The 25,855-nt window shown below is 41.1% G+C and carries 27 protein-coding genes; 19 read left to right on the top strand and 8 right to left on the bottom strand.

Going from position 1 to position 25,855, the window contains the following annotated elements; all coding sequences use genetic code 11:
* Nucleotides 1–621 precede the first annotated feature (621 nt).
* The 4 genes from AN395_RS18870 to hslR all read right to left on the bottom strand — a co-directional run bounded on the left by AN395_RS18870 (nucleotide 622) and on the right by hslR (nucleotide 4,975).
* Nucleotides 622–1,734, bottom strand: coding sequence for a PepSY domain-containing protein (locus tag AN395_RS18870; protein ID WP_054983943.1), 1,113 nt, complete (start codon nucleotides 1,732–1,734; stop codon nucleotides 622–624).
* A gap of 161 nt (nucleotides 1,735–1,895) precedes the next feature.
* The gene (locus AN395_RS18865) at nucleotides 1,896–3,434 is read right to left on the bottom strand and encodes a phosphoenolpyruvate carboxykinase (RefSeq protein ID WP_054983942.1); all 1,539 of its coding nucleotides are present in this window, start codon (nucleotides 3,432–3,434) and stop codon (nucleotides 1,896–1,898) included.
* A 260-nt stretch (nucleotides 3,435–3,694) separates the two neighbouring features.
* Nucleotides 3,695–4,540 carry an Hsp33 family molecular chaperone HslO gene (gene hslO, locus AN395_RS18860; protein WP_054983941.1) on the bottom strand — a complete coding sequence of 282 codons (846 nt, stop codon included), beginning with the start codon at nucleotides 4,538–4,540 and terminating at the stop codon, nucleotides 3,695–3,697.
* 12 nt (nucleotides 4,541–4,552) lie between these two features.
* Complete coding sequence (gene hslR, locus AN395_RS18855) at nucleotides 4,553–4,975, bottom strand: ribosome-associated heat shock protein Hsp15 (protein WP_024032559.1); 423 nt, start codon at nucleotides 4,973–4,975, stop codon at nucleotides 4,553–4,555.
* 213 nt (nucleotides 4,976–5,188) lie between these two features.
* Between hslR and gspC the strand changes: the two genes are divergently transcribed.
* From gspC to AN395_RS18790, 13 genes are all read left to right on the top strand, one after another.
* The gene (gene gspC / locus AN395_RS18850) at nucleotides 5,189–6,130 is read left to right on the top strand and encodes a type II secretion system protein GspC (protein WP_054983940.1); all 942 of its coding nucleotides are present in this window, start codon (nucleotides 5,189–5,191) and stop codon (nucleotides 6,128–6,130) included.
* A 23-nt stretch (nucleotides 6,131–6,153) separates the two neighbouring features.
* Complete coding sequence (gene gspD, locus AN395_RS18845; RefSeq protein ID WP_054983939.1) at nucleotides 6,154–8,223, top strand: type II secretion system secretin GspD; 2,070 nt, start codon at nucleotides 6,154–6,156, stop codon at nucleotides 8,221–8,223.
* Nucleotides 8,216–9,784: a type II secretion system ATPase GspE gene (gene gspE, locus AN395_RS18840; RefSeq protein WP_054983938.1), complete on the top strand. Its 1,569-nt coding sequence runs from the start codon at nucleotides 8,216–8,218 to the stop codon at nucleotides 9,782–9,784. The genes gspD and gspE overlap by 8 nt, the downstream gene beginning before the upstream one ends.
* A 2-nt stretch (nucleotides 9,785–9,786) precedes the next feature.
* On the top strand, nucleotides 9,787–11,022 hold the full coding sequence (gene gspF / locus AN395_RS18835; RefSeq protein ID WP_004588448.1) for a type II secretion system inner membrane protein GspF: 1,236 nt from the start codon (nucleotides 9,787–9,789) through the stop codon (nucleotides 11,020–11,022).
* A 79-nt stretch (nucleotides 11,023–11,101) separates the two neighbouring features.
* Nucleotides 11,102–11,524, top strand: coding sequence for a type II secretion system major pseudopilin GspG (gene gspG, locus AN395_RS18830; protein ID WP_004588447.1), 423 nt, complete (start codon nucleotides 11,102–11,104; stop codon nucleotides 11,522–11,524).
* A 50-nt stretch (nucleotides 11,525–11,574) separates the two neighbouring features.
* Complete coding sequence (locus AN395_RS18825; protein ID WP_054983937.1) at nucleotides 11,575–12,159, top strand: Tfp pilus assembly protein FimT/FimU; 585 nt, start codon at nucleotides 11,575–11,577, stop codon at nucleotides 12,157–12,159.
* A 2-nt stretch (nucleotides 12,160–12,161) separates the two neighbouring features.
* Nucleotides 12,162–12,533, top strand: coding sequence for a type II secretion system minor pseudopilin GspI (gene gspI / locus AN395_RS18820; protein WP_024032554.1), 372 nt, complete (start codon nucleotides 12,162–12,164; stop codon nucleotides 12,531–12,533).
* 3 nt (nucleotides 12,534–12,536) lie between these two features.
* The gene (gene gspJ / locus AN395_RS18815; protein WP_004588444.1) at nucleotides 12,537–13,157 is read left to right on the top strand and encodes a type II secretion system minor pseudopilin GspJ; all 621 of its coding nucleotides are present in this window, start codon (nucleotides 12,537–12,539) and stop codon (nucleotides 13,155–13,157) included.
* Nucleotides 13,157–14,143, top strand: a complete 987-nt coding sequence (gspK, locus tag AN395_RS18810) for a type II secretion system minor pseudopilin GspK (protein ID WP_054983936.1) — start codon at nucleotides 13,157–13,159, stop codon at nucleotides 14,141–14,143. The genes gspJ and gspK overlap by 1 nt, the downstream gene beginning before the upstream one ends.
* Nucleotides 14,140–15,348 (top strand): type II secretion system protein GspL, encoded by a 1,209-nt coding sequence (gene gspL / locus AN395_RS18805; protein WP_054983935.1) that lies wholly within the window; start codon nucleotides 14,140–14,142, stop codon nucleotides 15,346–15,348. Before gspK ends, gspL begins: the two co-directional genes overlap by 4 nt.
* A complete protein-coding gene (gspM, locus tag AN395_RS18800) occupies nucleotides 15,345–15,818 on the top strand; it encodes a type II secretion system protein GspM (RefSeq protein WP_004588441.1) in 474 nt (157 codons plus the stop codon). Before gspL ends, gspM begins: the two co-directional genes overlap by 4 nt.
* 3 nt (nucleotides 15,819–15,821) lie before the next feature.
* On the top strand, nucleotides 15,822–16,580 hold the full coding sequence (locus AN395_RS18795; protein ID WP_054983934.1) for a type II secretion system protein N: 759 nt from the start codon (nucleotides 15,822–15,824) through the stop codon (nucleotides 16,578–16,580).
* A gap of 18 nt (nucleotides 16,581–16,598) precedes the next feature.
* Entirely contained in the window at nucleotides 16,599–17,186 is a 588-nt protein-coding gene (locus tag AN395_RS18790; protein ID WP_054983933.1) for a UPF0149 family protein, read from the top strand.
* Nucleotides 17,187–17,218: 32 nt separating this feature from the next.
* Here AN395_RS18790 and AN395_RS18785 read toward each other — a convergent pair whose 3' ends face one another.
* Together AN395_RS18785 and AN395_RS18780 are read right to left on the bottom strand one after the other, a co-directional pair.
* On the bottom strand, nucleotides 17,219–17,425 hold the full coding sequence (locus AN395_RS18785; RefSeq protein WP_004588438.1) for a hypothetical protein: 207 nt from the start codon (nucleotides 17,423–17,425) through the stop codon (nucleotides 17,219–17,221).
* The gene (locus AN395_RS18780; protein ID WP_004588437.1) at nucleotides 17,425–17,784 is read right to left on the bottom strand and encodes a hypothetical protein; all 360 of its coding nucleotides are present in this window, start codon (nucleotides 17,782–17,784) and stop codon (nucleotides 17,425–17,427) included. The genes AN395_RS18785 and AN395_RS18780 overlap by 1 nt, the downstream gene beginning before the upstream one ends.
* Before the next feature lie 288 nt (nucleotides 17,785–18,072).
* On the opposite strand from AN395_RS18780, the gene ccoG reads away from it, so the two are divergent.
* The 4 genes from ccoG to AN395_RS18760 are packed head-to-tail and all read left to right on the top strand — an operon-like array spanning nucleotide 18,073 to nucleotide 21,836.
* Complete coding sequence (ccoG, locus tag AN395_RS18775; protein WP_054983932.1) at nucleotides 18,073–19,503, top strand: cytochrome c oxidase accessory protein CcoG; 1,431 nt, start codon at nucleotides 18,073–18,075, stop codon at nucleotides 19,501–19,503.
* 47 nt (nucleotides 19,504–19,550) lie between these two features.
* Nucleotides 19,551–20,525, top strand: a complete 975-nt coding sequence (locus AN395_RS18770; RefSeq protein ID WP_054983931.1) for a serine/threonine protein kinase — start codon at nucleotides 19,551–19,553, stop codon at nucleotides 20,523–20,525.
* A gap of 30 nt (nucleotides 20,526–20,555) precedes the next feature.
* On the top strand, nucleotides 20,556–21,179 hold the full coding sequence (locus AN395_RS18765; RefSeq protein WP_024032543.1) for a thiol:disulfide interchange protein DsbA/DsbL: 624 nt from the start codon (nucleotides 20,556–20,558) through the stop codon (nucleotides 21,177–21,179).
* An 18-nt stretch (nucleotides 21,180–21,197) separates the two neighbouring features.
* Entirely contained in the window at nucleotides 21,198–21,836 is a 639-nt protein-coding gene (locus AN395_RS18760) for a thiol:disulfide interchange protein DsbA/DsbL (RefSeq protein ID WP_054983930.1), read from the top strand.
* A 66-nt stretch (nucleotides 21,837–21,902) separates the two neighbouring features.
* Here the strand turns inward: AN395_RS18760 and trmA are convergent, their stop codons facing one another.
* Nucleotides 21,903–23,000 (bottom strand): tRNA (uridine(54)-C5)-methyltransferase TrmA, encoded by a 1,098-nt coding sequence (gene trmA, locus AN395_RS18755; RefSeq protein WP_054983929.1) that lies wholly within the window; start codon nucleotides 22,998–23,000, stop codon nucleotides 21,903–21,905.
* A gap of 165 nt (nucleotides 23,001–23,165) precedes the next feature.
* Between trmA and AN395_RS18750 the strand changes: the two genes are divergently transcribed.
* Nucleotides 23,166–24,305 carry a DUF5610 domain-containing protein gene (locus AN395_RS18750; RefSeq protein ID WP_054983928.1) on the top strand — a complete coding sequence of 380 codons (1,140 nt, stop codon included), beginning with the start codon at nucleotides 23,166–23,168 and terminating at the stop codon, nucleotides 24,303–24,305.
* Nucleotides 24,306–24,370: 65 nt separating this feature from the next.
* Nucleotides 24,371–25,168, top strand: a complete 798-nt coding sequence (gene murI / locus AN395_RS18745) for a glutamate racemase (RefSeq protein ID WP_054983927.1) — start codon at nucleotides 24,371–24,373, stop codon at nucleotides 25,166–25,168.
* Here murI and AN395_RS18740 read toward each other — a convergent pair.
* Nucleotides 25,131–25,610 carry a hypothetical protein gene (locus tag AN395_RS18740; RefSeq protein ID WP_004588429.1) on the bottom strand — a complete coding sequence of 160 codons (480 nt, stop codon included), beginning with the start codon at nucleotides 25,608–25,610 and terminating at the stop codon, nucleotides 25,131–25,133. The genes murI and AN395_RS18740 overlap by 38 nt on opposite strands.
* Nucleotides 25,611–25,855: the final 245 nt, after the last annotated feature.

The raw sequence follows: 25,855 nt of genomic DNA, 5'->3' as shown, positions 1-25,855 counted from the left end.
GCCAGGCTCCAAATACAAGAAAGCCCGACTCGAAAGAGCCGGGCTTTTTTATGTCTGCAGAAAAGTGAAAAATACATTGCAGATATTATTCGCACAGTCTCCACCACCACCGTAGCGTGGGTTGAGTATCACGAAACCCGCGGATAAGGCTCGCCGCACATCTTTGTATGGTAAATATAGTGTTTTTATATATGCGTACCTTAGTCCGCACGACATTTGACAGCGTAGCACACCTACTCCCAATACCAGAACGCTGCTTGAGAAATGAAGTGCTTTTTCTACGTCTCTAGAAAAGTGAAATACCTGCCGTTATATAGTTCCGACACTCCTCCGTAGCGTGGATTGAGGCTCACGAAGCCCGCGATTAAGGCACGCAATATAACTTAAAGTAATGAATTAATTTTAAACAGTTCATAGGGCTTAGCTTATTATCAAGCGTAGCACCTTAAGTTTGGTATAAAGCGGTTTGACTATCTATATAGCCTTTGCTTTGATTTACGCTGCAAGCAGGTCGTAAGCAGGTCGTAAGCAGGTCGTAAGCAGGTCGTAAGTTAGGTCGTAGTTATACAATCAGGTTTAGGTTATGAAAAGCTCGTTTGATATATTAAATAAGCTTTGTCATTAGCTTATAGTGTACTTAAATCGTTTCGTTTTAATGAGCCACCTAAAAAGGCCCAGGGCAAATAACAAAGCGCTGGCTACCCCTGATAAAACCCATAGAATTCGTAATGGCTGATCGCCAATGCTGCCATTGTGAAGTGGATGCAACCAGTTTTTAAATTTACTGGCAATGCTCATCTTATCTATATTAAAAACACTTATGAGCTCTCCTGTGCTTGCATTTACTTGCACATAACTGTGAGGAAAGCGATAAGAGGGATCGCTTTTGGTTTTGAACCTAAACCGATATACCGCATTGTGATTTGACGGGGTTTCTACCCATGCTAGCCGTGTATTTGGCATGGCCTCTTGTGCTGTACTAAGTGCTGCTGATAAAGAAATACTGCGCTGGGGTTTTATTATTGCGCTGTTAGGTTTATCTATATTTCCAAGCAGGGCTGTTATTAAAGGATCGGTTTGCTTGGGTATTGCTAGCATTATGCCGGTTGCTGTTAATAAGATTAAAGGCAGAGCAAAAATTAAACCAAGCAACTTGTGCCAGTCATATAACACGCCCAGTAAAGAGCTGCGCGCTTTAAACTTTATAGCCTTAGTCCATAGCCCTTTTTTTGGCCACCAAGCGCATAGGCCTGATATGAGGAGTATAAGGCTACCTATTCCTATATAACCTATAACGATTGTACCAGCGCTACCTGCAAGTAACGAGAAGTGTACGTTATAAATCCAGGTAACAAAGTAGTTACCCCATACATCCTCACGTAATATAAGCCTGCCATCAGGGCTTAGCCAAACCATAAGTGGTGCGAAAGCGTGATCCACTGTTTCGTTTGGGTTGTAATATCTTGCGGGAATATAATGTTTATTTTTAGTGCTTTCTAAACGCCACGAGCCTTGTTTATCTGGGGAGTGAGTTTTTAGTGTTTGATATGCGGTATCCCAATTTATAGGCCTCGCTGTTTCTGTACTTAAATTACTTATATTTTCATCTAGTTCGGGGTAATAAACGAGTATAGAACCTGTTAGAGCAATGAGTGCGAGTACACCTCCAATAGATAATCCTAGGTATAAATGTACACGTCTTGCTATTTTTCGCCATGAACCATTAAAACGCATAAAAGAGTGACCATTAAAAATATGCAGTATAGGGAAGGCGCATTGTATCTTTGTTTAATAGAAAAGAACTGCGACAAAATGTCGCAGCAATAAAATAATTAGCTTAGCTAACAAAAACGCCAGCTTTATAGGCTGGCGTTTACATCAGGCTTGGTAATTAATTATGCTTTTGGGCCTGCATTTTTAATATCATCTGATACATCGTATTTAGCGAAGTTTTCAGTGAAGTCGGCGGCAAGTTTTGCTGCATATTCATTATATTTTGCTTTATCTTCCCATGTATTAATTGGGTTAAGTAGCTTGCTATCCACACCAGGGACTTCCACTGGTACGTCTAGGTTTAATACATCGATATGCTGAGTTTCTACATTGGCTAACTTACCAGATACGATTGCATCTATTACAGCGCGGGTAGTTGGAATATCAAAACGTTCACCAGTACCGTATGGGCCGCCTGTCCACCCTGTATTAACAAGGTAAACCTTTGCGCCAAATTCGCGTACACGCTTCATAAGCAGCTCAGCGTAAACACCTGCAGGGCGAGGGAAGAAAGGGGCGCCAAAACACGTTGAGAATGTAGATTCTATATCGCTAGTTGAGCCAATCTCTGTAGAGCCTACTTTAGCCGTGTAACCACTTAAAAAGTGAAAAGCAGCGGCTTCTTCGCTAAGTACAGAAACCGGCGGTAAAACACCGCTCACATCGCAGGTTAAAAATACAACAGCTTTTGGCTCGCCAGCACGGTTTTCAACTTTGCGCTTTTCTACGTGCTCTAGCGGGTAAGCAGCACGGCTATTTTGCGTTAAGCTTGTATCGTTAAAGTCAGGTGTGCGTGTTTCATCAAGTACAACGTTTTCTAAAATTGTACCAAAGCGAATAGCATTCCAAATTACTGGCTCATTTTTTTGTGAGAGGTCGATACATTTTGCGTAACAGCCACCTTCGATATTAAATACGCTTCCTGGTGCCCAACCGTGTTCGTCGTCACCAATTAAAAAGCGTGTTGGGTCGGCCGATAAAGTTGTTTTACCAGTACCCGATAAACCAAAGAATAGTGCTGTATCACCAGCTTCTCCTACATTAGCAGAGCAGTGCATTGGTAATACACCTTTTGCTGGAAGAAGAAAGTTTTGAACGGAGAACATCGATTTTTTCATTTCACCGGCATAACGCATACCAGCAAGTAACACTTTGCGTTGAGCAAAGTTAATAATAACAGTTCCGTCGCTGTTGGTGCCATCACGCTGTGGGTCACAAACAAACGAAGGTACATTCATTACCTGCCATTGGGGTAAATCAGATGCATTATAGTTTTTAGTCTCAATAAACATGTTTTTAGCAAAAATATGGTGCCACGCTGTTTCTGTAGTAACAACTACAGGTAGATAGTGCTCAGGGTCTGCGCCAACTTCTAGGTGAGAGGTGAAGTGGTCATTACTTTGCACATGTGCTTCTACGCGAGCCCATAAAGCGTCAAATTTGTCAGCATCGAATGGGCGGTTTACATTGCCCCATTGGATATCATCTTGCGTTGTTGCTTCTTTTACAATGAAGCGATCTTTAGGTGAGCGACCAGTGCGCTTGCCTGTAATTGCAACAAAGGCTCCATTTGCGGCTAGTGTCCCTTCGCCACGACGAATCGCATGCTCGACAAGTTCAGCTGCGGTTAAATCGACAAAACGTGTTGCGCTTGTAGTCATGTTTATACCTAACTATGTGTGAGAGTTTGAACGGGATAGCTCTGGGTTCTTAGTTCCCTTAAGCTGAAATTATAGTAACAGAAGGATTTGAGATATTCGAGCCTGTAAAGGCCCTAAAAACACATATATTTGCTAAAAAACATGAATAATTTCAATGATACCGGTGTCAGTAAATTAACAAAATTCATGACACCGGTATCATCATTTTATAATATAAAACCGCATATTTTGCGGCTTTATATTTGATTATGAGGTGGGGGCTAATTAAAAATGTTTTTAATATCTTGCTCGTCAAAAACATATTCTTTTAGGCAATAATGGCAGCTAATGTTAACAGCGCCATTTTCAGCAACATCATCAAGTAATGCTTGTTGGCCTACATTAACTAAAGCAGTAATGGTTTTCTCTCTACTACAGCCACATTTAAATGTAATAGCTTGCGGGTCAAATACGCGCGGGTTATCTTCGTGATATAAGCGCGTTAATACGGTACTGGCATCAAGCTCTAATAGCTCTTCGCGTTTAATTGTATCGCTTAAGGCTTCTAAGTGAGTAAAGTCATTAATTGATTTTTGCTTATCAACAGGCAGTACTTGTAAAAACAACCCACAGGCTTTGGCTTTCCCTTCTGTTGTGTCGGTTGCAAACCAAAGGCGTGTTTTTAGCTGTTCTGATTGCTCAAAGTAGCTTTCAATACATTTACTTAATGTATCGTGCTCAAGAGGCACTATGCCTTGATAACGTTCGCCTTTGGTTGGAGTAATGGTAATAACCATATAACCTTTACCTACAAGCTCTTTTACCGTTGTGCCGCTAACTTCGCTTTGCATGCGCGCAATACCACGCATATTTTGTTTATCGTCGCCGTTAATAACAGCGTATTTAACAGGGCCATCGCCTTGTAGCTGAACGGCTATTTCACCCTCAAACTTTAAAGTGGCAGTTAATAAACACGTTGCAACGAGTAATTCACCTAATAATGCTTTAACTGGCTCAGGGTAATTGTGATTAGCTATCATCTCGTTGTAGGCGTGCTCAATTTGAACGAGTTCGCCACGAACATCGAGTTTGTCGAATAAATAACGGTGAAGTAAATCTTGTTGCATGAGCGGCTATACCTAACTTGATTTCATTTTTAAAAGTTCGCGTCGTTGCTTTTTATCGGGCTTTTTATCCGGATGTGGAGCAAAGAAGCTGTTATTTTTGCGTGCGATGGCGTTTTCTTCGCGTTTTGCAATACTTGCATCAGTTTCTTGATACAAGGTCTGTGCAATGGGGGCGCTTTGGCGTTTTTCAAGCACTTTAAGTACCTTGATAAGCTTTTCATCAACGCCTTGGGCAAGTTTTATGGTTGCGCCAACCTCCACAATTTTACTCGCTTTAGTACGTTGCCCATTATAATGTACTTTGCCGCCTTGCACCATTTCGCGTGCAAGCGCACGGGTTTTATAAAAGCGCGCAGCCCATAACCATTTATCTAATCGAACTTTTGGCTCACTGTTGTGGTCTGAGTCGGCATTAGTATTATTTTTTTTACTCATTAGGCTTCTTCAATCGACTATTTATATATCGTAAAATTTATCATGAAATCATCGTAGGATGAAGGTATTACGGCGCGTGCTGGTTTTTTAGTCAACATTACATTGTTATATTAATCTGTTTACAAAGTTTAATATTAGTGTGCTTGTTGAATGAAAAATGAAAGGGTACTATGGGTACGCGCTTATGCAGTAAATTAAAATAAGAACATTATTATGGAACAGCAAATTCAACAGCTTAAACAATTTTTAACACGGCTACCCCATGCTAAATTAAGCGCAGTAGTTACGCTGTTAGTCGTTGTTTATCTTGCTTATTTACTTTCAAAATTAGTATGGCTGGTATGGCCACAACCGGTCTCTACACCACTTACTCCATCTCACTATTCAGCCGCATCGAAGGCTTCTAGTACTACCTCAGTACAAAATATTATAGAGCAATTTTTATTTGGTAAAAAAACTGTAACAAATAAAACCAATACTGCGCAGCAAAACGAAGTAATTAATAATGCGCCAGAAACACGCTTAAGTATTAATCTAACTGGTATTGTTGCTGTAAGTAACGACGACAAGGCAGGTATTGCTATTATTGAGTCACAGGGGCGACAAGTTAGTTACTTAGTTGAAGAGGTTGTACAAGGCACCCGTGCAGAGGTTGCGCAAATACTTCCCGATCGCGTTATTTTAAGTGTAAACGGGCGATTTGAAACGCTAATGCTAGATGGTCTCGACTTTAGTAAAAAAGTGTCTATGCCTGTCCTTGCCGCTCGCGAAGCACAAGACATGGGGCCGCAAAAAATAGAACAAAGCGAGTTGCAAATTAACGCAACCGCTGACCCAGATGTAAAAGAAGCAATAATAGAAACACGAGAAGAGCTACTAAGTGAGCCTGGTAAGTTATTTGATTATATTCGTGTTTCACAAGCAATGAGCGATGGCGAGTTAATCGGCTATCGCTTAAGCCCAGGTAAAGAGCCTGCTCTGTTTAAACAAATGGGCCTACAGAATAATGATTTAGCCGTGGCTATTAACGGCTACCAATTAACAGATTTACAACAGGCAATGGCAGCTATTAATGAGCTGCGTAATACCAGCGATGCCACAATTACGATAGAACGTGACGGTGAGCAAATCGATGTGCAATTTAGCCTGCAATAACTTAGCTTTGGAGTTTTAACATAATGGTTCAGGTGCTACACCTCAAAAAAATTAAAAAAGGGTTAGCTAAGTACGCAGCGCTTTTTTTAGCAGCCAGTATTTCGTTGTCGGTTTCAGCTGTTGAATATGCTGCAAACTTTAAAGGCACAGATATCAACGAGTTTATAAATATTGTTGGTAAAAACCTTAATAAAACAGTGATCATTGACCCAAATGTGCGCGGTAAAGTAAACGTACGCAGTTATGAGTTAATGGATGAAGCGCTGTACTACCAATTTTTCTTAAATGTACTCGAAGTGTATGGCTACTCAGCAGTAGAAATGGACAACGGTATTATCAAGATTGAAAAAAGCTCTGACGCTAAAAAATCAAATGTGCCGCTAATTACAGAAAACAGCGCTGCATCGGGCGATATGATGATCACCCGTGTGGTACGCGTTAAAAATGTAAGTGTTCAAGAGCTTGGCCCATTAGTACGTCAATTTAGCGACCAAAAAGACGGTGGCCATGTAGCAAACTTTAATGCTGCCAATGTCATGATGCTTACTGGTCATGCAGCGTCGGTTAATCGCTTAGTAGAAATTATTCGCTCGGTAGATCAAGCCGGTGATAAGCGTGTAGATATTGTTAAGCTTAAATATGCAACAGCAGATGATGTAGTATCGGTTGTTGAAAATATTTACAAAGACAGCGGTAAAGGCAGCGTTCCTGAATTTTTGATCCCTAAGGTAGTTGCCGATGGCCGTACTAATAGCGTAATAGTAAGCGGTGAAGGGCAAGCCCGTACCCGTGCTATAGAACTAATTAAGCGCCTGGATGGCGAACTTGAAAGCCAAGGTAATACCAAAGTATTTTACTTAAACTACGCCAAAGCAGAGGATTTAGTAAAAGTACTGCAAGGCGTAAGTAAAACGCTTGCAGAAGATGGCCAAGGCACAAGTAAAACTCGCACAAACAATAAAAACGATGCCAGTATTGAAGCCCACCCTGACTCAAACTCATTAGTTATTACGGCACAGCCCGATACCATGCGCTCATTAGAGACCGTGATTGATAGGCTCGATATTCGCCGTGCGCAAGTACTTGTAGAAGCGATTATTGTTGAAGTAATGGAATCGGATGGCGTTAACTTAGGTACGCAATGGATTTCAGAAGATGGCGGTATGTTGCAGTTTAATAATGGCTCAACTGTGCCTGTAGGCTCATTAGCGGTTGCAGGTATTCAAGCGCAAGACACAACCACTACTCAAACAGTAATAGGCTCAGAAAGTGGCTTAGTTACCAGTTACGATGAAACGTCAGAAGGTGATTACACCGCGCTTGCTTCATTATTAAGCGGTGTTAATGGCTTAGCGTTTGGTTTAGTTAAAAACGACTGGGGTGCAATTATTCAGGCCGTTTCAACTGACACTAACTCAAACATACTGGCTACACCTTCCATTACCACCATGGATAACGAAGAAGCGTCGATGATAGTGGGTCAAGAAGTACCCATTATTACTGGTTCGCAAACAGGCAGTAATAACGATAATCCATTTCAAACCATTGAACGCCAAGAAGTGGGTGTAAAACTAAAAGTAACCCCACAAATTAACGATGGCTCAGCAGTACAATTATTAATTGAACAAGAAGTATCGAGTGTAAGTGGTGCAACCGCTGTTGATATTTCTGTTAATAAGCGCGCCATTACCACAACCGTTATGGCTGATGATGGCGGTATGGTTGTGTTAGGCGGCTTAATTGATGAAGACGTACAAGAGAGTGTATCTAAGGTACCAATTTTAGGTGATATTCCAATTTTAGGTCACTTATTTAAGTCAACTAATACGACCAAACGTAAGCGTAATCTTATTGTATTTATTCGCCCAACTATTATTCGCGATGGCGTTAATATGAATAAGTTAAGCTTTAATAAGTATAACTTTATCCGTGGCGAGCAAATGAAAGAGAAAGAAGATGGCATAGAGCTTATGCCAAATTCAGATGTTCCTTTACTTCCATCTTGGGATGATGAGCTTATTCTGCCACCAACTTATGAAGAGCACTTAAAGGCATTGAGCTCTAAAGAACGTGCAGAGCGTGAAGATGACTAGCGCAATAGAACAAATAAACGAAGACGTGGTTCATCGTAGTGATGAAACACTCTCTGAGGAGTTACTTACAAGTAACGATTTAGTTGAGTTGCCTCCAAAGCGTTTACCTTTTTCGTATGCGCGCAGAGCGGGTGTACTGCTTAGTAAAAATAATGAACAGCGAGTTGTGTATTACCGCGGCGAGCTAGATGTTGAAGTATTGCTAGAAGTGCGTCGCATTGCAGGTGAAGGCTTTACCCTAGAGCAGTTAGCTGACGATAAATTTGAGTTACTATTAGAGGCTGCGTATCAGCGCGACAGCTCTGAAACACAACAAATGATGGAAGATATTGGTAATGAGGTCGATTTATTCTCCCTTGCCGATGAGCTCCCTCAAACCGAAGATTTATTAGCCGGCGATGATGATGCGCCTATCATCAAACTAATCAACGCCATGTTAAGCGAAGCAATTAAAGAAGGTGCATCCGATATACATATCGAAACCTTTGAGCAAGAGCTTGTGATTCGCTTTAGGGTTGATGGCGTATTAAAAGAAGTGCTTAAACCTAATCGTAAGCTTGCTTCGTTACTCGTCTCGCGTATTAAGGTAATGGCGAAACTAGATATAGCAGAAAAACGTATTCCGCAAGATGGTCGTATTAGCCTTCGTATTGCAGGGCGTGCAGTAGATGTGCGTGTATCTACCATGCCATCAAGCTTTGGTGAGCGTGTAGTACTGCGTTTACTTGATAAAAACAATGCTCGCTTAAACCTTGAAGATTTAGGCATGACGCCGCAAAACCGAGAGTTGTTTGCTGATTTAATTAGTAAACCACACGGTATTATTTTGGTTACTGGCCCAACGGGCTCTGGTAAAAGTACCACCTTGTACGCCGGTATGAGCCAAATAAACTCTCGCGATCGTAATATTTTAACGGTAGAAGACCCAATAGAGTACGAAATTCCGGGGATTGGCCAAACACAAGTAAACACCAAAGTAGATATGACCTTTGCCCGCGGGCTTCGTGCAATATTACGTCAAGATCCCGATGTGGTAATGGTCGGTGAAATACGTGACCTTGAAACCGCGCAAATTGGCGTGCAAGCATCGCTTACAGGTCACTTAGTTATGTCTACGCTACATACCAACACTGCCTCGGGCGCAATTACCCGTATGGAAGACATGGGTGTAGAACCATTCTTGCTGTCATCGTCATTGTTAGGCGTGCTGTCGCAGCGCTTAGTACGTACTTTATGTAATAGCTGTAAAGAAGGCCACACTGCTGATGAACGTGAGTGTGAGCTGCTAGGTGTACCGTTTGATAGCGCACCTACAATTTACCGCGCAGTAGGCTGTGAAGAGTGTAACTTTAATGGTTACCGCGGGCGTACTGGTATTCATGAATTACTGGTGGTTGATGAAGAAATACGCGAAATGATCCACAGCGGTAAAGGCGAGCAAAGTGTTGAAAAATACATTCGCCAAAAAAGCCCAAGCATACGCCAAGATGGCTGTAGCCGCGTACTGGCAGGCAAAACAACCCTTGAAGAAATTCTACGCGTTACCCGTGAGGAAGCCTAACCATGGCGGCGTTTGAATACCGTGCCCTTGATGGTCGAGGGAAAGAGCAAAAAGGCATTTTAGAAGCCGATACAGCTAAGCAAATTCGCCAAGCGCTGCGCGAAAAAAAACTTACGCCGCTTGAAGTTGTCCCTGCAGCAGAAGGGGAGAAACAAGTTAGTGGCGCAAAAACGCCGTTATTAAGTCGTTTTTTTAAACCCAGCGTATCAACCTCCGATTTAGCCCTTATTACGCGCCAGCTTGCTACGCTCATTCAATCGGCATTGCCAGTTGAAGGGGCTGTCATGGCGGTGGCAGAGCAATGTGAAAAGCCTCGCCTAAAACGTATGCTAATGTCGGTACGTTCAAAGGTAGTAGAGGGTTATACACTGGCCGATGGCATGAGTGAATTTCCACATGTATTTGACGATTTATACCGAGCAATGGTAGCCGCAGGTGAAAAATCAGGGCACCTTGACCAAGTATTAAATCGCCTTGCCGATTACACCGAACAGCGCCAACACATGCGCAGCCAAATTACTCAAGCCATGGTTTATCCTACCATTTTGGTTATTTTTGCTATTGGTATTGTTTCGGTTTTACTCGGTACCGTAGTGCCTAAAATTTTAAAAACCTTCGAAAAAACTAAGCAAGTACTGCCTTGGACAACCGAATGGGTTATGGCAGGCAGCCACTTTGTACAAAATTATTGGTTTATAAGTTTGTTAGTCATTACTGCGCTGGCAGTAGGCATTAAACATGCACTTAAACAACCTAAAATTCGCTTTTGGTGGGACGACCGCGTACTGCACATGCCTGGTTTTGGTAAAGTAGCGCGGGGTATTAATACCGCGCGTTTTGCACGTACGCTCAGTATTTTATCGTCAAGCTCAGTACCACTACTTGAAGGCATGCGCATATCGGGTGGTGTATTAGCGAATAAAAAAATGAAAAAATCAGTGGCAGATGCTGCCGATAGAGTCAGTGAAGGTGCAAGCCTAAGAGCGGCTTTACAGCAAACCAAATTGTTTCCACCGATGATGCTGCACATGATTGCCAGCGGTGAAAAATCAGGTGAGTTAGAACAAATGTTAGAGCGCGCGGCTAATAACCAAGACCGTGAGTTTGAAAGCATGGTAAACGTATCATTAAAATTATTAGAGCCAGCAATGATTGCCTCAATGGCGGTGATTGTTTTGTTTATAGTAATGGCTATTTTACAGCCAATAATGGCAATGAATAAAGCGGTAGGACTTTAAGCTTTAAGGGGTTAGCTAAGTTAGTATTTACTTAGATGACGCCAAATTAAATTATGTTTTTGGAAAATGAGGTATTTACGTGAATAAACAATCAGGTTTTTCTTTACTCGAAGTAATGGTGGTATTGGTTATTATCGGGATGATTATGTCAATTGTGGCGCCTAATATTATGGGCCAACAAGAAGAAGCTGCTATCGATAAAGCACATCTAGATATTCAACAGCTTGAAGATGCAATGAGCTTATACAAGCTTAAAAATAAGAGCTATCCAAGCACAGAGCAAGGCCTAGAAGCATTGGTCAATAAAACCAGCATTGAGCCAATTCCTAAGCGTTTCCCTGATGGTGGTTTTGTAAATGAATTACCAGAAGATCCATGGGGTAATCCGTACCAGCTAATTAGCCCAGGTGAAATTGGCAAGTTTGATATTTTTTCAATGGGACCTGATGGCGAAGCCGGTACCGATGATGATATTGGCAACTGGAACGAAGACGAGCAATAAATGCGACTTAACCCAGCAGTATGGTTAAATACGATTGCACGAGGCTTACTATGCAAGTAAGCCTTAATCGTATGCGCGCCCACCACCTTGGGTTTAGCTTAATAGAAATTTTAGTGGTACTTACTATTATCGCATTTGCGACCAAAATGGTGGTATACAGCTTAGAAGGCGGCGCCGAAGATGAGCTTGATACACAAGCGCTTAGGCTGCATACCACCATTAACATGGCCTCTGAATTTGCTATTTTAAATCAAATAGAACTTGGCTTAATGGTTGAAGAAAACACCCTTGAGTTTCTAGTATTTGATGGCGAAAAATGGATTACCTTTGACCGCGAAGACCTTTACAAGCCTATTGAGCTGGATGAACGGTTAAAACTCACGCTCAATTTAGAAGATTTAGCCTGGTCACAAGAGAACTTACTTGAGCAAGCAAATTGGCGTGAGCTAATGAGCGGCGGCGATGACGATAGCTTATTAGAGCTTGAAAAACTAAAAATACCGCAAGTCCTTATTTTATCATCTGGCGAGGTCAGCGCCTTTCAGCTTATTGTTGAATTAAAAGAGCAAAGCGAGCCTGTGTATTACATTGAAGGGGAATTTACAGCCCCTGTTAATTTGCGAAAAGAGCCATAATAATGAGGCTAAATAAAGGCTTTACCTTACTCGAAGTGCTTGTAGCGTTAAGTATTTGTGCTATGGCTGGGATTGCAGCTATGCAAGCAACCGGCGAGCATATAAATCATTTAACAACACTTGAAGAGCAAACGTATGCATCGTGGGTGGCAGAAAATGTGCTTGTGGTGCAGCGTAGTAAAGGTAAAGACTGGCAGGCTAAAAATGGCGCGCGCGGCAGCGAAGTAATGGCGGGCGTTGAGTGGTTTTGGAAGCAAGAAATAGCAAAAACTGCAGACAAAAGCTTTGTAAAAGTGACCATAAATGTTTTTAGCGACGAAAAATACGAGCAATCGGTGTACGAGCTTTCAACTTATTTAAATAAAGGTAGCTAATAAGTGAAGCAGCGCGGATTTACATTAATCGAAGTATTAGTTGCTATGGCTATTTTAGCGGTGGTGATTATGGCTACTCACCAAATTTTAGACTCAACCACCAAAGCAAAAGAAGCGTCTGATGAAAAAATAGCGGAGCTTAACGGCCTACAAACCGCATTTAGGCTAATGGATCAAGACTTTAGCCAAATGACTCAGCGCACTGTACGTAACGAAGCCGGTGATGCGCAAGAGCAATACTTACTAGCAGGGCGTTATATATTAGAAAGCCAATACGATGGTATTGCGTTTGTACGTGATGGCTGGGTAAACCCAATTAATTTGCTGCCTCGTTCTGAATTACAAGCCGTAGGGTATAGAGTGCTTGATGACAATTTAGAGCGTGTATACAGAGTGTATGTAGATCAGCTTGATAATATGGAGCCGCGGGTACAAGTTGTTTTAAAAGGTATCGAAGAGCTTAAATTTGAATTTTTAGATGCCAACAACGAATGGCAAGAGCAATGGCAAATAAAAGCCTTACCTAAAGCGGTTGCGGTTACTTTACAACAAATTGAGGCAGAGCCTATTCGTCGTGTTTTTTTAGTACCCGGGCAGGGCAAAAACAGCGGGGAGAGTAATTAATGAATAAGCGCGAATCACGCGGTGCCGCATTAGTTATTGTGCTGTTTATAGTTGCACTAGCCGCGATATTAGCCGTAGAAATGAGTGCTAATTTAATGGTGCAGGTTCAAAAAAGCACTAACCTGCAAGGTCACCAACAAGCAAAGTGGTATGCCTACGGCGGTGAAGAGTTGGCAATAAAGGCACTAAAGTTAAGTAAAGACGATGATCCTGACAAAACCTCGTTAGATCAGGTTTGGGCCACGCAAGGCGACACCCAATACCCTGTAGATAACGGTACTCTAAGCGGTAAAATTACTGACTTACAGGCGTGTTTAAATTTAAATGCATTAGGGGAAGCACCAGACCCAAACTCTACCAGCAAAACCAACCCTGCTCATAAAGCACTATTTGCATTATTAGAAAACATTGAAGATTTACCTGCCGAGGAAAGCGAAGAAGCAATGGCAGACAGTGTATTTGACTGGCTTGATGAAAACAGCATTACCTATCGTTCAGGCGCTGAAGAAGACGAGTATTTATCGCGTGATTACCCTTATATGAGCGCAAATAGTTTATTTGCATCACCTTCTGAGTTGCGTTTGGTAAAAGGTTTTAATCCGCTAGTAATGGAAAAGGTATTACCTTTTGTGTGTGTTATTCCGGGGTCTCCCTTATTATCGATTAACGTCAATACGTTACTTCCCGAGCAAGCACTTATTTTAAGTGCCATGATTGACGAATTATCGTTATCGGGCGCAGAGGCTGTTATAGCAGCTCGCCTTGAAACCGGATTTGATAGCGTGGATGAATTTTTTTCCGAGGTACAGCAGCAAGGCGGTACAAATTTAGATTCGGTTAAAGAACTATTTAGTATTAACAGTGAATATTTTAAATTACAAACGCAGGCGACATTTGTCGATTTGCGTTTTTCGATGACCACATTACTTCATGCCAAAAATGGCGAAGTAACGATACTGGCGCGAAAATTTGGAGGCGTACAGTGACAGAAATACTGCTGATCCGCACGGGTCAAACAGAGCAAGATAAATTAAATTGGTTAATTTATTCACCACAAGAACAAGAAATAATTGCCAGTGGGGAATTAACCGATGCGAGCCGTTTAAGTGAGCTAAGTGAAAAAGCGCAAACCCGCGAGGTAGTGGTATTACTGCCTAGCGATCAGGTGCAGCTTAAAACAGTGTCGTTGCCGACTAAGTGGAATCGTAAGTTAGAGCAAGCGTTGCCATACATGCTTGAAGAAGACATTGCGTGCGATATAGACGAGCTATTTGTCGCAATTGGCGAGCCCACTATGATTAATGAGCAGCATGCAATTAGAGTTGCCTTAACTGACCGCGAGTGGTTTGAGGCTTGGCTTGCTTTATTTTCAGAGCATAACTTGGCGGTATACACCATTTTACCTGATGCCCTGCTACTGCCTACAGCCGACGATGATACATTAACCGCCATAGAGCTTAATAATCAGTGGTTATTTAAAAGAGGCGATTGGCATATTAGTGCCGTTGAAAATAGCTGGCTAAGGGATTACTTAAGTGCACTTGGCGAACCGAGTGTAAAGCACTATAGCCCAGCTAATCAGTTTCCTGAAAGTATTAACCTAATTTCGCAAGCAAGCGACTACGATTTACCATTGGCCTTATTTGCTAAACAACTTACCAGCGTTAAATTTAATTTACGCCAAGGCATGTATCAGCTTAAAAAGAAAAGTGCACTGTGGTGGGGTTATTGGAAGGGCGCAGCCATTATTACCGGTGTTGCTTTATTTGCTACCATTGCTATAAAGCTGGTTGAACTAAATCAACTTAACTCGCGTGTTGAGCTTGCTAAAGCCCAGGTAGTGGATAGATACCAAAAAGCATTTCCCGGAACTAAAGTACGTCCTAACTTAATTAAAAGCCAAATCAGGGGCGCGCTTAAAACCATTAATGGCGAAAGTGAAGCCGGGTTTCTAGATTTGACCAGCCAATTGGTTGGCGTGTTTTCGCAAGTAAGCGAATTTACGCCAGAAACCCTACGTTACGATAAACGCCGTAATGAGCTGCGAATACGCGCACGCGCAAAAGACTTTCAAACGTTTGGTAAAGTAAAAAGTATACTTGAGCAACAAGGGTTAACGGTTGAGCAAGGGTCGTTAAATAACGATGGCGATTTTGTAGTAGGCGAAATTAAACTGCGAGGTGCAGTATGAAAAAGCAAATAATGCAATACTGGCGCTCTTTAAAAGAGCAAGAGCAGCAATTGATTATGGTTGCTGGTGGTATATTTGTTATTTTTGTTTTAGTAATGGGGATTTTTAGACCTCTAAATAACGCTATAGATAAAGCCAAAAAGTCGTACGTCACTCAGCAAGAGCTGCTCGTATGGGTTGATGAAAGCATAGTAAAGTTAAAAGCGGCGGGTAACACGCAGGCAATTAGCAATCAAAATATTAGCCAAGTGGTTAATTCAACGCGTAGTCGCTATCGTATTACTATTAGTAAAATGCAGCCTAACGATAACTCGTTACGTTTAACGCTTGATTCGGTAGAGTTTAATCAATTAATAGAATGGTTAGACGAACTGGTTAATCAGCATGGCTTAAGAGTAGAGAACCTTGATTTAAGCAAAGATGATAAATCAGGGTTTGTACGTGTAAGCCGCTTAGTACTAGAGAAGTAATTAATGAAAAAAATAATAATATTATCAGTGGTATTTTTTATTAGTTTTATTGTGTTTTGCATAATGAAATTACCAGCGGCCATTGCGTTAGACCTAGCTAAGCCGTACTTACCAAAACAGCTTGAAATAGGGCAAACCGTAGGGAGTGTATGGCAAGGTCAAATGATGCAAGTGCGCTATCAAGACGAGCAGCTAAATAATGTACGCTGGGATATTGCTGGCTGGCAGTTATTTACGGGTAATTTAAATGCTAACTTAAAATTTGGTAATCCGCGTGAGCGTAGCGATATTTCGGGCTATGCTGATGTGAATTACGGATTATTTAATAATGTGGTTAAAGTTACCGATGGTATAATTCGCTCGACCGTAGAGCGTGCCATGCAACGTATTGCACTACCTATACCAGCTACGGCTAAAGGTCGAGTCATTTTAGAGCTTAACGAGTACACCTCAGGTGCGCCTTATTGTGAGTCATTAAAAGGCGAGATTGCTAGCCCAAATATAGATGTTAAAGGCTTTAATGGCTGGTTTAACATAGGCCCACTGAGTGGCATGTTAAGTTGTAAGTCGGGCGATATAGCTATTTTGGTCGACCCAGATAACACGTTAGGTCTTGAAGCCGACGCAACACTTAAAGCTAACTTTGACTTTAAAGTAGCAGGCTATGTTAAACCTGATGCCAGCTTACCAAAAGATGTACACGACGCGGTTAAGTTTTTAGGCCGCCCCGATGCACAGGGCCGCTACCCACTAAATTTTTAATGTAATAAAAGAGATTTAATGCAATTACCACAGTTTAACGAGCAACACGCACAGCAATTAAGTGCATTTTTAAGTACTCAACCTCAGGCTATGTCCTTAACACAAAGCCAAGGCTATCTATTTGGGGTTATTTGTTCGCCAAGCCCATTAGAAGTTCACCAGTGGTTAGCGCATATTGTGCCTAATACGGCTAACGATTTAGACGAAGAAATACTGTTTTTATTTATGGCGTTATACCATCAAATTAGTGAGCAAGTATTTGAAACCGGTTACAAGTTACCCGCCAATTTTGACCTAGACTATACCCAAGCGTGGAGTGAAGGTTTTTTACGTGCTACTCAAGAATACGCACAACCTCTATTAACAGCTCCCGCTTTAGAGCCTCAGTACAAAGAAGCACTAGAGAGTGCGCTAAGTACGCTTAGCTTTTTTGCTGTTGATGAGCAAACAAGAGTGCAAATTGCGCAGCAAAATAGCATGACACTCGAAGCCTTATACCAGTATCAGTACGAATCAATGGGCGACTTTGCATTAGGTTTTGCCGAGCTTATTGAGGTGGTAGCCATAAACAGTGGGCTGATTACAGATGAAGGGTGGGAAGAGTAGCCTTTAGGTATATTAAACGGCGCTTAGAATAATTAAGCGCCAAGTTCTAAAATAATATCAGTGCAGCCTTTTTTACACTTAACAACGCCTTTGCCCGGCTCGCTGGTGGCTAAATCGAGTGTTAACACCTCGCCGCACTGCTCACAATGCAAGGTTTTTCCTTGCGATAGCTTTTTAAGTATTGTGCGCTGTTTATGAAAAGAGTCACTCGCTTTTTTGTTTAACTGCGAAAAATCCACTACTTAGCTCTCTTTTGTTCTAATGCATCCGATACAATTTTACACACTGTATTTAAACGCTCTTCGTAAAAATATAAATTTAGGTCGCGCTCGCGGCAATAACGTAAATGAAATAACTGCACTGAATCATCAGTGGTAAAGGTTTTTTCAATATATTCGTGCTCAGACTCAGAGAGCTTTAACGCACTGCTAATACGGTTTTTAGCCATATTGGCTGCTGGGCTACGGTTTATTTTGCTCGCATCACTTAAAAAACCCACACCTTCACCTAATAGCTTTTCGCGGGGCTCTTTAACTAATGGGTGATCAATAGTAAAAAACGCAAGGATCAGAATGACCAATATAATAAACTTTTTCATGAATGCGTAAACCTTGATCTTAATGGGGTAAATTTAGCAAGCAGTGTAATAAACTGCATTTTAAAAGCAAGTAACTGAGATGAATAAATTATTAGCAATCTATACCTGTAATTTTAGCCAGTATTGTTATAATAGCCAACAGCAGTTAGATATTTCTGAAATATCTGAAAGTATTCAAACAGCTGATTATTTAAACTAATCACACTTACCATTAACGAACTACAGTTACAGTATAGAATACGCACATATTGCTACGTTTTTATTTCCAAGCGGCGTTGAGGAACTTCGATGGACAAGCAAATTAAAGTAAAGAATATACCTGCAGAGGTTAAAATCCAACAACCGGATTTAAGCCGTCAAGACGACAGGTTTAACCCACGTAACCGAATTTATGTTCGCGCAGTAAAAGGGCTTCATCAGTTACTTAGACAGCGTATAGGCTTTTTAGGCATGCTTGCCTTTATGCTTTTGCCTTGGATAAATTTTAATGGCCAGCAAGCTGTGTTATTTGATTTAGTTGGCCAAAAGTACAATATTTTTGGGCTAACGCTGTGGCCGCAAGATTTCACTATATTAGCCTTTATATTTATGTTGGCCGCGTTTGCACTCTTTTTGGTTACTACCTTTTATGGCCGAGTATGGTGTGGCTATACCTGTCCGCAAACTGTATGGACCTTTATATTTATTTGGTTTGAAGAAAAGTTTGAAGGCACAGCGAATCAGCGTAAAAAGCTAGATCAACGCCCGATGGACTTTGATAAGTTTTGGCGAAAAACAGCAAAGCACACCAGTTGGGTTTTATTTGCCTTATATACGGCGATTTCGTTTGTCGGATACTTTACGCCTATCCGTGAATTACTCCCTGACTTTGTGACCTTTAATGTAGGTGGTTACGCGCTGGTAAGTATTATTTTCTTTGCTGCTTGTACTTACGCTAATGCAGGGTGGATGCGTGAAATTATGTGTTTACACATTTGCCCCTATTCACGTTTTCAATCAGCTATGTTTGATAAAGACACTTACACCGTAACGTACGATGAAAAACGCGGCGAAAGCCGAGGCCCACGCTCGCGTAAAATTGCCCACGAAGATTTAGAAATGGGCGATTGCATAGACTGTAACTTGTGTGTGCAGGTGTGCCCTACAGGGATAGATATTCGTAATGGTTTGCAAGCCGAGTGTATAAACTGTGGCGCATGTATTGATGCCTGCGATGGTGTAATGGATAAAATGGATTATCCGCGGGGTCTTATTTCTTATACTACAGAGCGTAATCTCGAAACACCTGAAAATAAAACCAACCCACTGCGAGCTAAAATCATAGGTTACACGGTCATACTGGTGGTGCTTACCAGTGCGCTGGTAGCTAACATTGCATTTAGAAAGCCTATGGACTTTGACATAATACGAGACCGTAACCAACTGTATCGTGTTGACTTTAATGGCTTGGTAGAAAACACCTATACATTAAAAGTAATCAACAAGGCGCAGTACGAGCAAACCTTTAATATTGATGTTCAAGGCCTTGAAAACTTTAAGTACATTGGCAAGCAAACATTTACAGTGCAAGCAGGGCAATCGCATAATGTGCCACTGTCACTTGTGATGGACCCGTATGATTTAAAAGCGCCAATGACGGAGTTTAACTTTGTACTTTCACCGGTTAATGACCCCGATGAAAGCATATCGCAACCGAGTAACTTTTTTAAAGCGCGATAAACACACTAACAAAAGCGGGGTAACCCGCTTTTTACATTAAGAAGCCCATGAGTAAATTTAGTTTTGAAGATTTAACGCCCGACTTAATTCTCGATGCGATAGAAAGCGTTGGTATATATGCAGAGTCAGGTTTATTAGCACTTAATAGCTACGAAAACAGAGTCTACCAATTTAAGGCGGAAGATGGCCTGCGCTACGTTGTTAAGTTTTACCGACCAGAGCGCTGGAGCAAAGCGCAAATACAAGAAGAGCACGACTTTGCATTTGAATTAGCTGAGGCCGAAGTACCCGTTGTTGCACCCATTAAGCACAACGGAGAAAGCTTATTTGAGCACCAAGGTTATGTATTTGTGTTATTTCCAAGTGTAGGCGGGCGACAGTTTGAAGTTGATAACCTGGATCAGCTTGATGTAATGGGTCGTTTAATTGGCCGTATGCATCAGGTGGCTAAAAGCAAAGCATTTGAGCACAGACCCACCTTTAGCTGCGAAGAATATTTGCATACAGCTAAAGTTCATCTGCAAAAAAGTAATTTGGTACCTATGGGGATCAGCACGGCTTTTTACACCATATTGGACTTGGTTATTGAACAAGCGCAAGCACAGTATAAAAATGTGCAAGGGATCCGCTTACATGGTGATTGCCATGCAGGTAACATTTTGTGGGCAGGCGAAGCACTTATGTTTGTTGATTTAGATGACGCTCGTCAGGGGCCGGCCATTCAAGATTTATGGATGATGCTCAGTGGCGATCGTCAAACACAGCTGTTACAGTTAGACACCCTTGTAAATGCGTATGAAGAGTTTTGTGATTTTGACCACACTCAACTCAAATTAATTGAACCGCTTCGTGCAATGCGTATTATTCACTATATGGGTTGGGTAGCTAAACGATGGAGTGATCCTGCGTTCGTACGGAACTTTTCATGGTTTGCTGAAGACAAATACTGGGAGCAACAAATTTTAGCGCTTAAAGAGCAGTTTGCAGCACTGCAAGAAGCTCCGCTGAAGTTATTGCCATAAAATTTTATTTAAAAAGTACACGAGATACCAATGCTTAAAAAATTGAAACTGAGCCTACTACTTTTATGTTTACCATTTGCAGCCCTTGCTGCACAGTTTGAAGCCGATAACCAGTATACTGTTATTGATGTAGAAAAAAGCGCAGAGCCGCAAGTAACCGAATTTTTCTCGTTTTACTGTCCGCATTGTTTTAAATTTGAGCCTGTTGCAAAGGCAATTGAAAAAAGCCTACCTGAGGGCACTGAATTTATAAAAAATCACGTTAACTTTTTAGGCGGTGTATCACCACAGGCGCAAAGCAACTTAAGCTACGCCTACTTAATCGGTAAAAAGCACGGTCAAGCACAAAGTATCAGCGACCAAATTTTTAAAAGTATTCATGTACAGCGCGCACCTTTAACGCAAATGAAAGACGTTAAAAAGTTGCTTGAAGTTAACGGTATCGATAGTGCAACGTTTGATCAAGACATTGCCAGCATGCCAATTATTTCAGCTGAGCGTGCCATGCAAGATAAACAAAACAAATATTCAAAACTAGGTGCGCTAACCGGTGTGCCTACCTTTATTGTAAACGATAAATATAAAATAAATATTAACACCATTAATAACCAGCAAGAACTGAATGAGTTAGTTGCTTTTTTACTAACACTTTAATCTCGGAGAACAATAACAATGATCAAATTAGTTAAAGCAGGTTTACTTGCATTACTACTGCCTGTGGCTGCGAGCAGTGTAGCCGCCACTTATGAAGAAGGCGTACATTACGATGTAGTGGCAGAGCGCGCGACTAAAAAGCCAGAAGTAAAAGAGTTTTTCTCATTTTATTGCCCTGCTTGTAATAACATGGAAGCGTTAATTGGTGAGTTTAAGCCAAAGCTAGACAAAGACGTTAAATTTAAAAAGAGCCATGTTGATTTTGTCGGTGTTCGCGATCCAGAAAACCAACAAATGATGAGCCAAGCGCTAGCCACTGCGGAAGTACTTCCCCAAAAAGATAAAATTGTTGCGGCTATTTTTAATCACATTCACACTAAGCGCGCTAAATTTAACGAGCTTGCAGATGTAAAAGATGTGTTTGTAGCGCAAGGTGTTGATGGCGATAAGTTTGATAAACTATACAAAAGCTTCTCGGTACGTACATTAAGCTCTAAAATGAAGCGCGACCAAAATTATTTTAAAGAAAAAGGCGCGCTACGTGGCGTACCAACCTTTATCGTAAATGGTAAATACAAATTAAATCTAGGCCGTGAGTCTGGTATTACCGCGCCAGAAGATATTAGTAAATTAATTAACTATTTAGCGAACAAGTAAGGTTTGCTAAAACAAAAAAAGCTCCGTAAGGAGCTTTTTTTATGGAAGTGATTTAAATTTAACTCACTATTTTCTTTGTAAGAAAACACCCGATTCTATGTGATGCGTATAAGGGAACTGATCAAATATCGCAAAGCGCTTAACATTATGAGTACGGGTTAAATGATCTAAATCGCGCTCAAGCGTTTCTGGGTTGCACGATATATAAATAATGTTCTCGTAGTTGGCTACTAAGTCACAGGTAAGGGTATCCATACCTGCGCGTGGAGGGTCGACTAAAATAGTTTGGCAATCGTAACTTTTTAAATCTATCCCCTCTAAACGCGAAAAGGTACGTTCGCCATTCATTGCCTGGGTAAACTCTTCACTCGACATACGAATTATATCTAAGTTATCTACCTTATTTTTAGCAATGTTGTATTGCGCTGAATGTACAGAAGACTTAGATATTTCAGTAGCCAATACGCGATTAAACGAACCCGCCAATGCAATAGAGAAATTACCATTCCCACAGTAAAGCTCCAGCAGGTCATTACTCAGTGGTTTACATAAGTCTTGTGCCCACTCCAGCATTTTTATATTCACTTTAGCATTAGGCTGCGTAAAGCTATTTTCTACTTGTTGATAAATAAGCTCCTGGCCGTTTACGGTTAAACGCTCAGTAACAAAATCATTGCCTAGTACTTCTTTTTGTTTGCGCGCACGACCAATAAAGTCAATATTGTATTTACTGCTCAGTTTTTCTTTCAGGGCTTTTATTTCAGTTAGCCACTGATCATCGAGTGGTTTGTGATAAAGCAAGCTTACTAAAATCTCGCCACTTAATGACGATAAATAATCGATTTGAAACAGCTTACGGCGTAATACTTCACACGACTTTAAATTATCAATCATCACCTGCATAACTTCACCAACTAATGGCGCGGCAGGGTCAAAGGTGTCGACGCGAATTTTTTCTTTCGTGGCCTGATCAAACATAATATGAAATAGATCATCCCCATCGTGCCATACTCTAAATTCAGCACGTTGGCGGTAGTTAATTGGCTCTGAGCTAAACACCTCTAACGCTTGCACACCAAATCGCTTAAATTGCGACGTAATACGCTGCTCTTTTTCATTTAGCTGCGTATCGTACTGTGTGGTATCTATTTTAATCACTGCCATTAATGCTACTACCTTATCTATGAGATCTATTTATCGGCGCTATTGTAGGGAGCGAGCAGTATTTGTCTAGTTTTGCTGATAATAAAGTTGCTGTTTTTTTAAACATGCACTTTAGTTTTGTCACTATTAGCCGATAATAAGCTAAGTACGTAACGGAGGTGGATCATGAAAATCGGTAATTATGGCTATACGCCAAACAACAACGTAAACAAATTCAGTAATAAAGAGGCGCTACAGCAGCCAACTATCCAATCTCCGCAAGAAAGTTCATTACAGCGAGGCAGAGAACTTGCTGCAAAAGTGCTTGGCGACAAAATGGCAGAGCAACTAGGTTTACCTGTTGAGCAAAAACAAGCCGATAAACCTTTATTCGATTTTGATGAAATAGTAAAAAATGTACTCGACTTTGTATCTGGCGCAGTTAATAAAGCCAAAGCCAATGGTGCCGATGACGATAAATTAAAAAATATGTTAGATGATGCGCGCACAGGTGTTCAAACCGGTATAGACGAAGCGGTTGATGAGCTAAAAGGCACCGGTGTATTTAACGAAGAAATGCAAGAGGGCATCGACAAGTCAAAAGAAGGCATTTTTGAGGGGCTTGATGAGTTTGAGCAAACCCTATTTAACCCACAAGCGGCCAGTGTTAGCGTAAGCCAAGCACAATATGTAAGTATGAGCAGCAATGCCGAGTATAAGTTTACAACGGCCGAAGGTGATGAGGTCAGTATTAGCTTTGCTGATGCATATGAGTCTCAAACAGCGAGCGGGTATCAACAAAGCAATAACAGCGAATCGTTTGCCAGCTCATCGTCGCAATCTCGAGAGCTGTCTTTTTCAATGTCGGTTAATGGTGATTTAAACGAGCAAGAGCAAGATGCCATTAACGCCATGATGGAAGAGCTACAAGGTGTAAGTAAAACATTCTTTAGCGGTGATTTGGATGAAGCATTTGAAAAAGCACAAGAACTGAGCTTAGGCAGTGAGCAACTTGTTGCATTTTCAATGGACCTTCGACAAACAAAAACAGTCGCTACCGTTAAAAGTTATGAGCAATATCAGCCAAACCCAACAAAAGAGGTAGTCGATGCGATCGCACCTTTTAATGACGATCTAAAAAATGCATTTGATAAAGCATCGCAACTAGGCCTACAAGATCAGCTTGCCGGTATTATAGAGTGGCTAAACCAAGATCAAGCAGCGGTCGATCAGCTAGTTGATTACACACAGGCAATGTTTGAAAACCTAAACCAATTAAATTCAGCGGGCGATGCACTCGACGCGCTAAAGTCTGAGCAAAGCTAAACTACTTTCTTTTATAAATATCTCATGGCAAACTGCCGTTCTTAATAAACAGTAGGAACCAAAGTTTGTCAGCCCACATAATGGTATTTGATTCAGGTATAGGTGGCACCACCGTGCTTGAGCATATTCAAAAGCGTATTCCAGATGCACAGTACAGCTACTTTATGGATAATTCGTTACTCCCTTATGGCGCGCAAACCCAGCAAACTATTATAGGGCGTTTATGCTCACTCATTTATTTTATTGAGCAAAACGCGCTTAATGTCGACCTTATTGTTATAGCCTGCAATACAGCCTCTACATCAGCCTTGAGTGAAGTACGCAAAATTACATCAATACCTATTGTAGGCGTAGTGCCAGCAATAAAGCCTGCTGCTGAAGTAACTCGCACAAAGCACATCGGCTTATTGGCAACCCCCGCCACAGTTGCAAGCCCCTATACTCATACATTAATAAAAGAGCATGCCAGCAACGTAACAGTGAGTTTATATAGCAGTGTTGAGCTGGTGGCATTGGCAGAGCAGTTATTTTTCACTCAGCAGCTAGATACACTCAAACTGCATAAAGAGCTTACGCGTTTGCGCATTAACTCAGATATAGATGTACTTGTACTAGGTTGCACACATTTCCCAATTCTTAGCGATGCTATACAAGCGTACTTTAATAACGCAGTGCAATTACTCGATTCAGGCGTGGCCATTGCTAGCAGAGTAAACTACCTACTAGAGCAGCATAACTTTGGAAATAAATTTACAGACAAAAAAAAGCCGCTGCAATATTATGCAACGGCTGATGTTTTGAGTAATAAGCTAGCTATAAAGCACGTTACACTGATTGATCCGTCTCAGTGCGTAAAGAGCTAGAATCATCTTCTTGTTTTTGTTTTGCCTCACGTACTTTTAAAGTACGCTGTTGGAACTCACTATCGTTTAACTTAGCAATTGCATTGTCTGCATCTGCCTGTGCCATTTCAACAAAACCAAAGCCACGACGTTTGCCAGTATTTTTATCCTTTAATAGGCGCACGTTGAAAACTTTACCTTGTTCTTCAAACAAAGCGCGAACAACACCTTCATTTGCACGATAAGGAAGATTACCAACATAAAGTGTTTTTGTTTTAACTTCAGCTTCTTCACCACCTTCCGATGATATTGCAGCAATAGCAATCCCACCAATTAATAAACCAGCACCAAATAGCAATGCTGGGCTTAAAGCTAAGCTTCCTAAAGCAAACTCAACAATAACAAAACCAACTACAGCAAGAATAACAGAGAAGATAAAAGATTTTTGATCGGGTAATTTCATTTTAGATCTACCAATAAACAGGAAATAAACATTAATTTAACATTGTGAACTTGCTATCTTAACGTCTTAAACGAACATAGCAATGAAATTTATATTAAATAATAAAAATCAGTATAAAAAAGCATCATCTTAGCCAGTGATTTAGCTAGTTTTACGCTGTTTTGCTCTATTTTTGTTCGAACAGTAAAAAGATCTAAAAAAAAGGGTTGATCTGTTTTCGGATCTCCCTATAATGCGACCCCACT

The organism is Pseudoalteromonas sp. P1-30 (assembly GCF_001400005.1).
In the GTDB taxonomy this organism is placed as follows: Bacteria; Pseudomonadota; Gammaproteobacteria; order Enterobacterales; family Alteromonadaceae; genus Pseudoalteromonas; species Pseudoalteromonas atlantica.
The sequence above is the reverse complement of the archived record's forward strand: the minus strand, read 5'-3'. Positions and strand labels throughout refer to the sequence as shown.

What these genes read in the sequence shown, in the direction of transcription:
- AN395_RS18870 (WP_054983943.1), bottom strand. Translation starts at nt 1,734, where the DNA reads ATGCGTTTTAATGGTTCATGGCGAAAAATAGCAAGACGTGTACATTTA.
- AN395_RS18865 (WP_054983942.1), bottom strand. Translation starts at nt 3,434, where the DNA reads ATGACTACAAGCGCAACACGTTTTGTCGATTTAACCGCAGCTGAACTT.
- hslO (WP_054983941.1), bottom strand. Translation starts at nt 4,540, where the DNA reads ATGCAACAAGATTTACTTCACCGTTATTTATTCGACAAACTCGATGTT.
- hslR (WP_024032559.1), bottom strand. Translation starts at nt 4,975, where the DNA reads ATGAGTAAAAAAAATAATACTAATGCCGACTCAGACCACAACAGTGAG.
- gspC (WP_054983940.1), top strand. Translation starts at nt 5,189, where the DNA reads ATGGAACAGCAAATTCAACAGCTTAAACAATTTTTAACACGGCTACCC.
- gspD (WP_054983939.1), top strand. Translation starts at nt 6,154, where the DNA reads ATGGTTCAGGTGCTACACCTCAAAAAAATTAAAAAAGGGTTAGCTAAG.
- gspE (WP_054983938.1), top strand. Translation starts at nt 8,216, where the DNA reads ATGACTAGCGCAATAGAACAAATAAACGAAGACGTGGTTCATCGTAGT.
- gspF (WP_004588448.1), top strand. Translation starts at nt 9,787, where the DNA reads ATGGCGGCGTTTGAATACCGTGCCCTTGATGGTCGAGGGAAAGAGCAA.
- AN395_RS18825 (WP_054983937.1), top strand. Translation starts at nt 11,575, where the DNA reads ATGCAAGTAAGCCTTAATCGTATGCGCGCCCACCACCTTGGGTTTAGC.
- gspI (WP_024032554.1), top strand. Translation starts at nt 12,162, where the DNA reads ATGAGGCTAAATAAAGGCTTTACCTTACTCGAAGTGCTTGTAGCGTTA.
- gspK (WP_054983936.1), top strand. Translation starts at nt 13,157, where the DNA reads ATGAATAAGCGCGAATCACGCGGTGCCGCATTAGTTATTGTGCTGTTT.
- gspM (WP_004588441.1), top strand. Translation starts at nt 15,345, where the DNA reads ATGAAAAAGCAAATAATGCAATACTGGCGCTCTTTAAAAGAGCAAGAG.
- AN395_RS18795 (WP_054983934.1), top strand. Translation starts at nt 15,822, where the DNA reads ATGAAAAAAATAATAATATTATCAGTGGTATTTTTTATTAGTTTTATT.
- AN395_RS18790 (WP_054983933.1), top strand. Translation starts at nt 16,599, where the DNA reads ATGCAATTACCACAGTTTAACGAGCAACACGCACAGCAATTAAGTGCA.
- AN395_RS18780 (WP_004588437.1), bottom strand. Translation starts at nt 17,784, where the DNA reads ATGAAAAAGTTTATTATATTGGTCATTCTGATCCTTGCGTTTTTTACT.
- ccoG (WP_054983932.1), top strand. Translation starts at nt 18,073, where the DNA reads ATGGACAAGCAAATTAAAGTAAAGAATATACCTGCAGAGGTTAAAATC.
- AN395_RS18770 (WP_054983931.1), top strand. Translation starts at nt 19,551, where the DNA reads ATGAGTAAATTTAGTTTTGAAGATTTAACGCCCGACTTAATTCTCGAT.
- AN395_RS18765 (WP_024032543.1), top strand. Translation starts at nt 20,556, where the DNA reads ATGCTTAAAAAATTGAAACTGAGCCTACTACTTTTATGTTTACCATTT.
- AN395_RS18760 (WP_054983930.1), top strand. Translation starts at nt 21,198, where the DNA reads ATGATCAAATTAGTTAAAGCAGGTTTACTTGCATTACTACTGCCTGTG.
- trmA (WP_054983929.1), bottom strand. Translation starts at nt 23,000, where the DNA reads ATGGCAGTGATTAAAATAGATACCACACAGTACGATACGCAGCTAAAT.
- AN395_RS18750 (WP_054983928.1), top strand. Translation starts at nt 23,166, where the DNA reads ATGAAAATCGGTAATTATGGCTATACGCCAAACAACAACGTAAACAAA.
- AN395_RS18740 (WP_004588429.1), bottom strand. Translation starts at nt 25,610, where the DNA reads ATGAAATTACCCGATCAAAAATCTTTTATCTTCTCTGTTATTCTTGCT.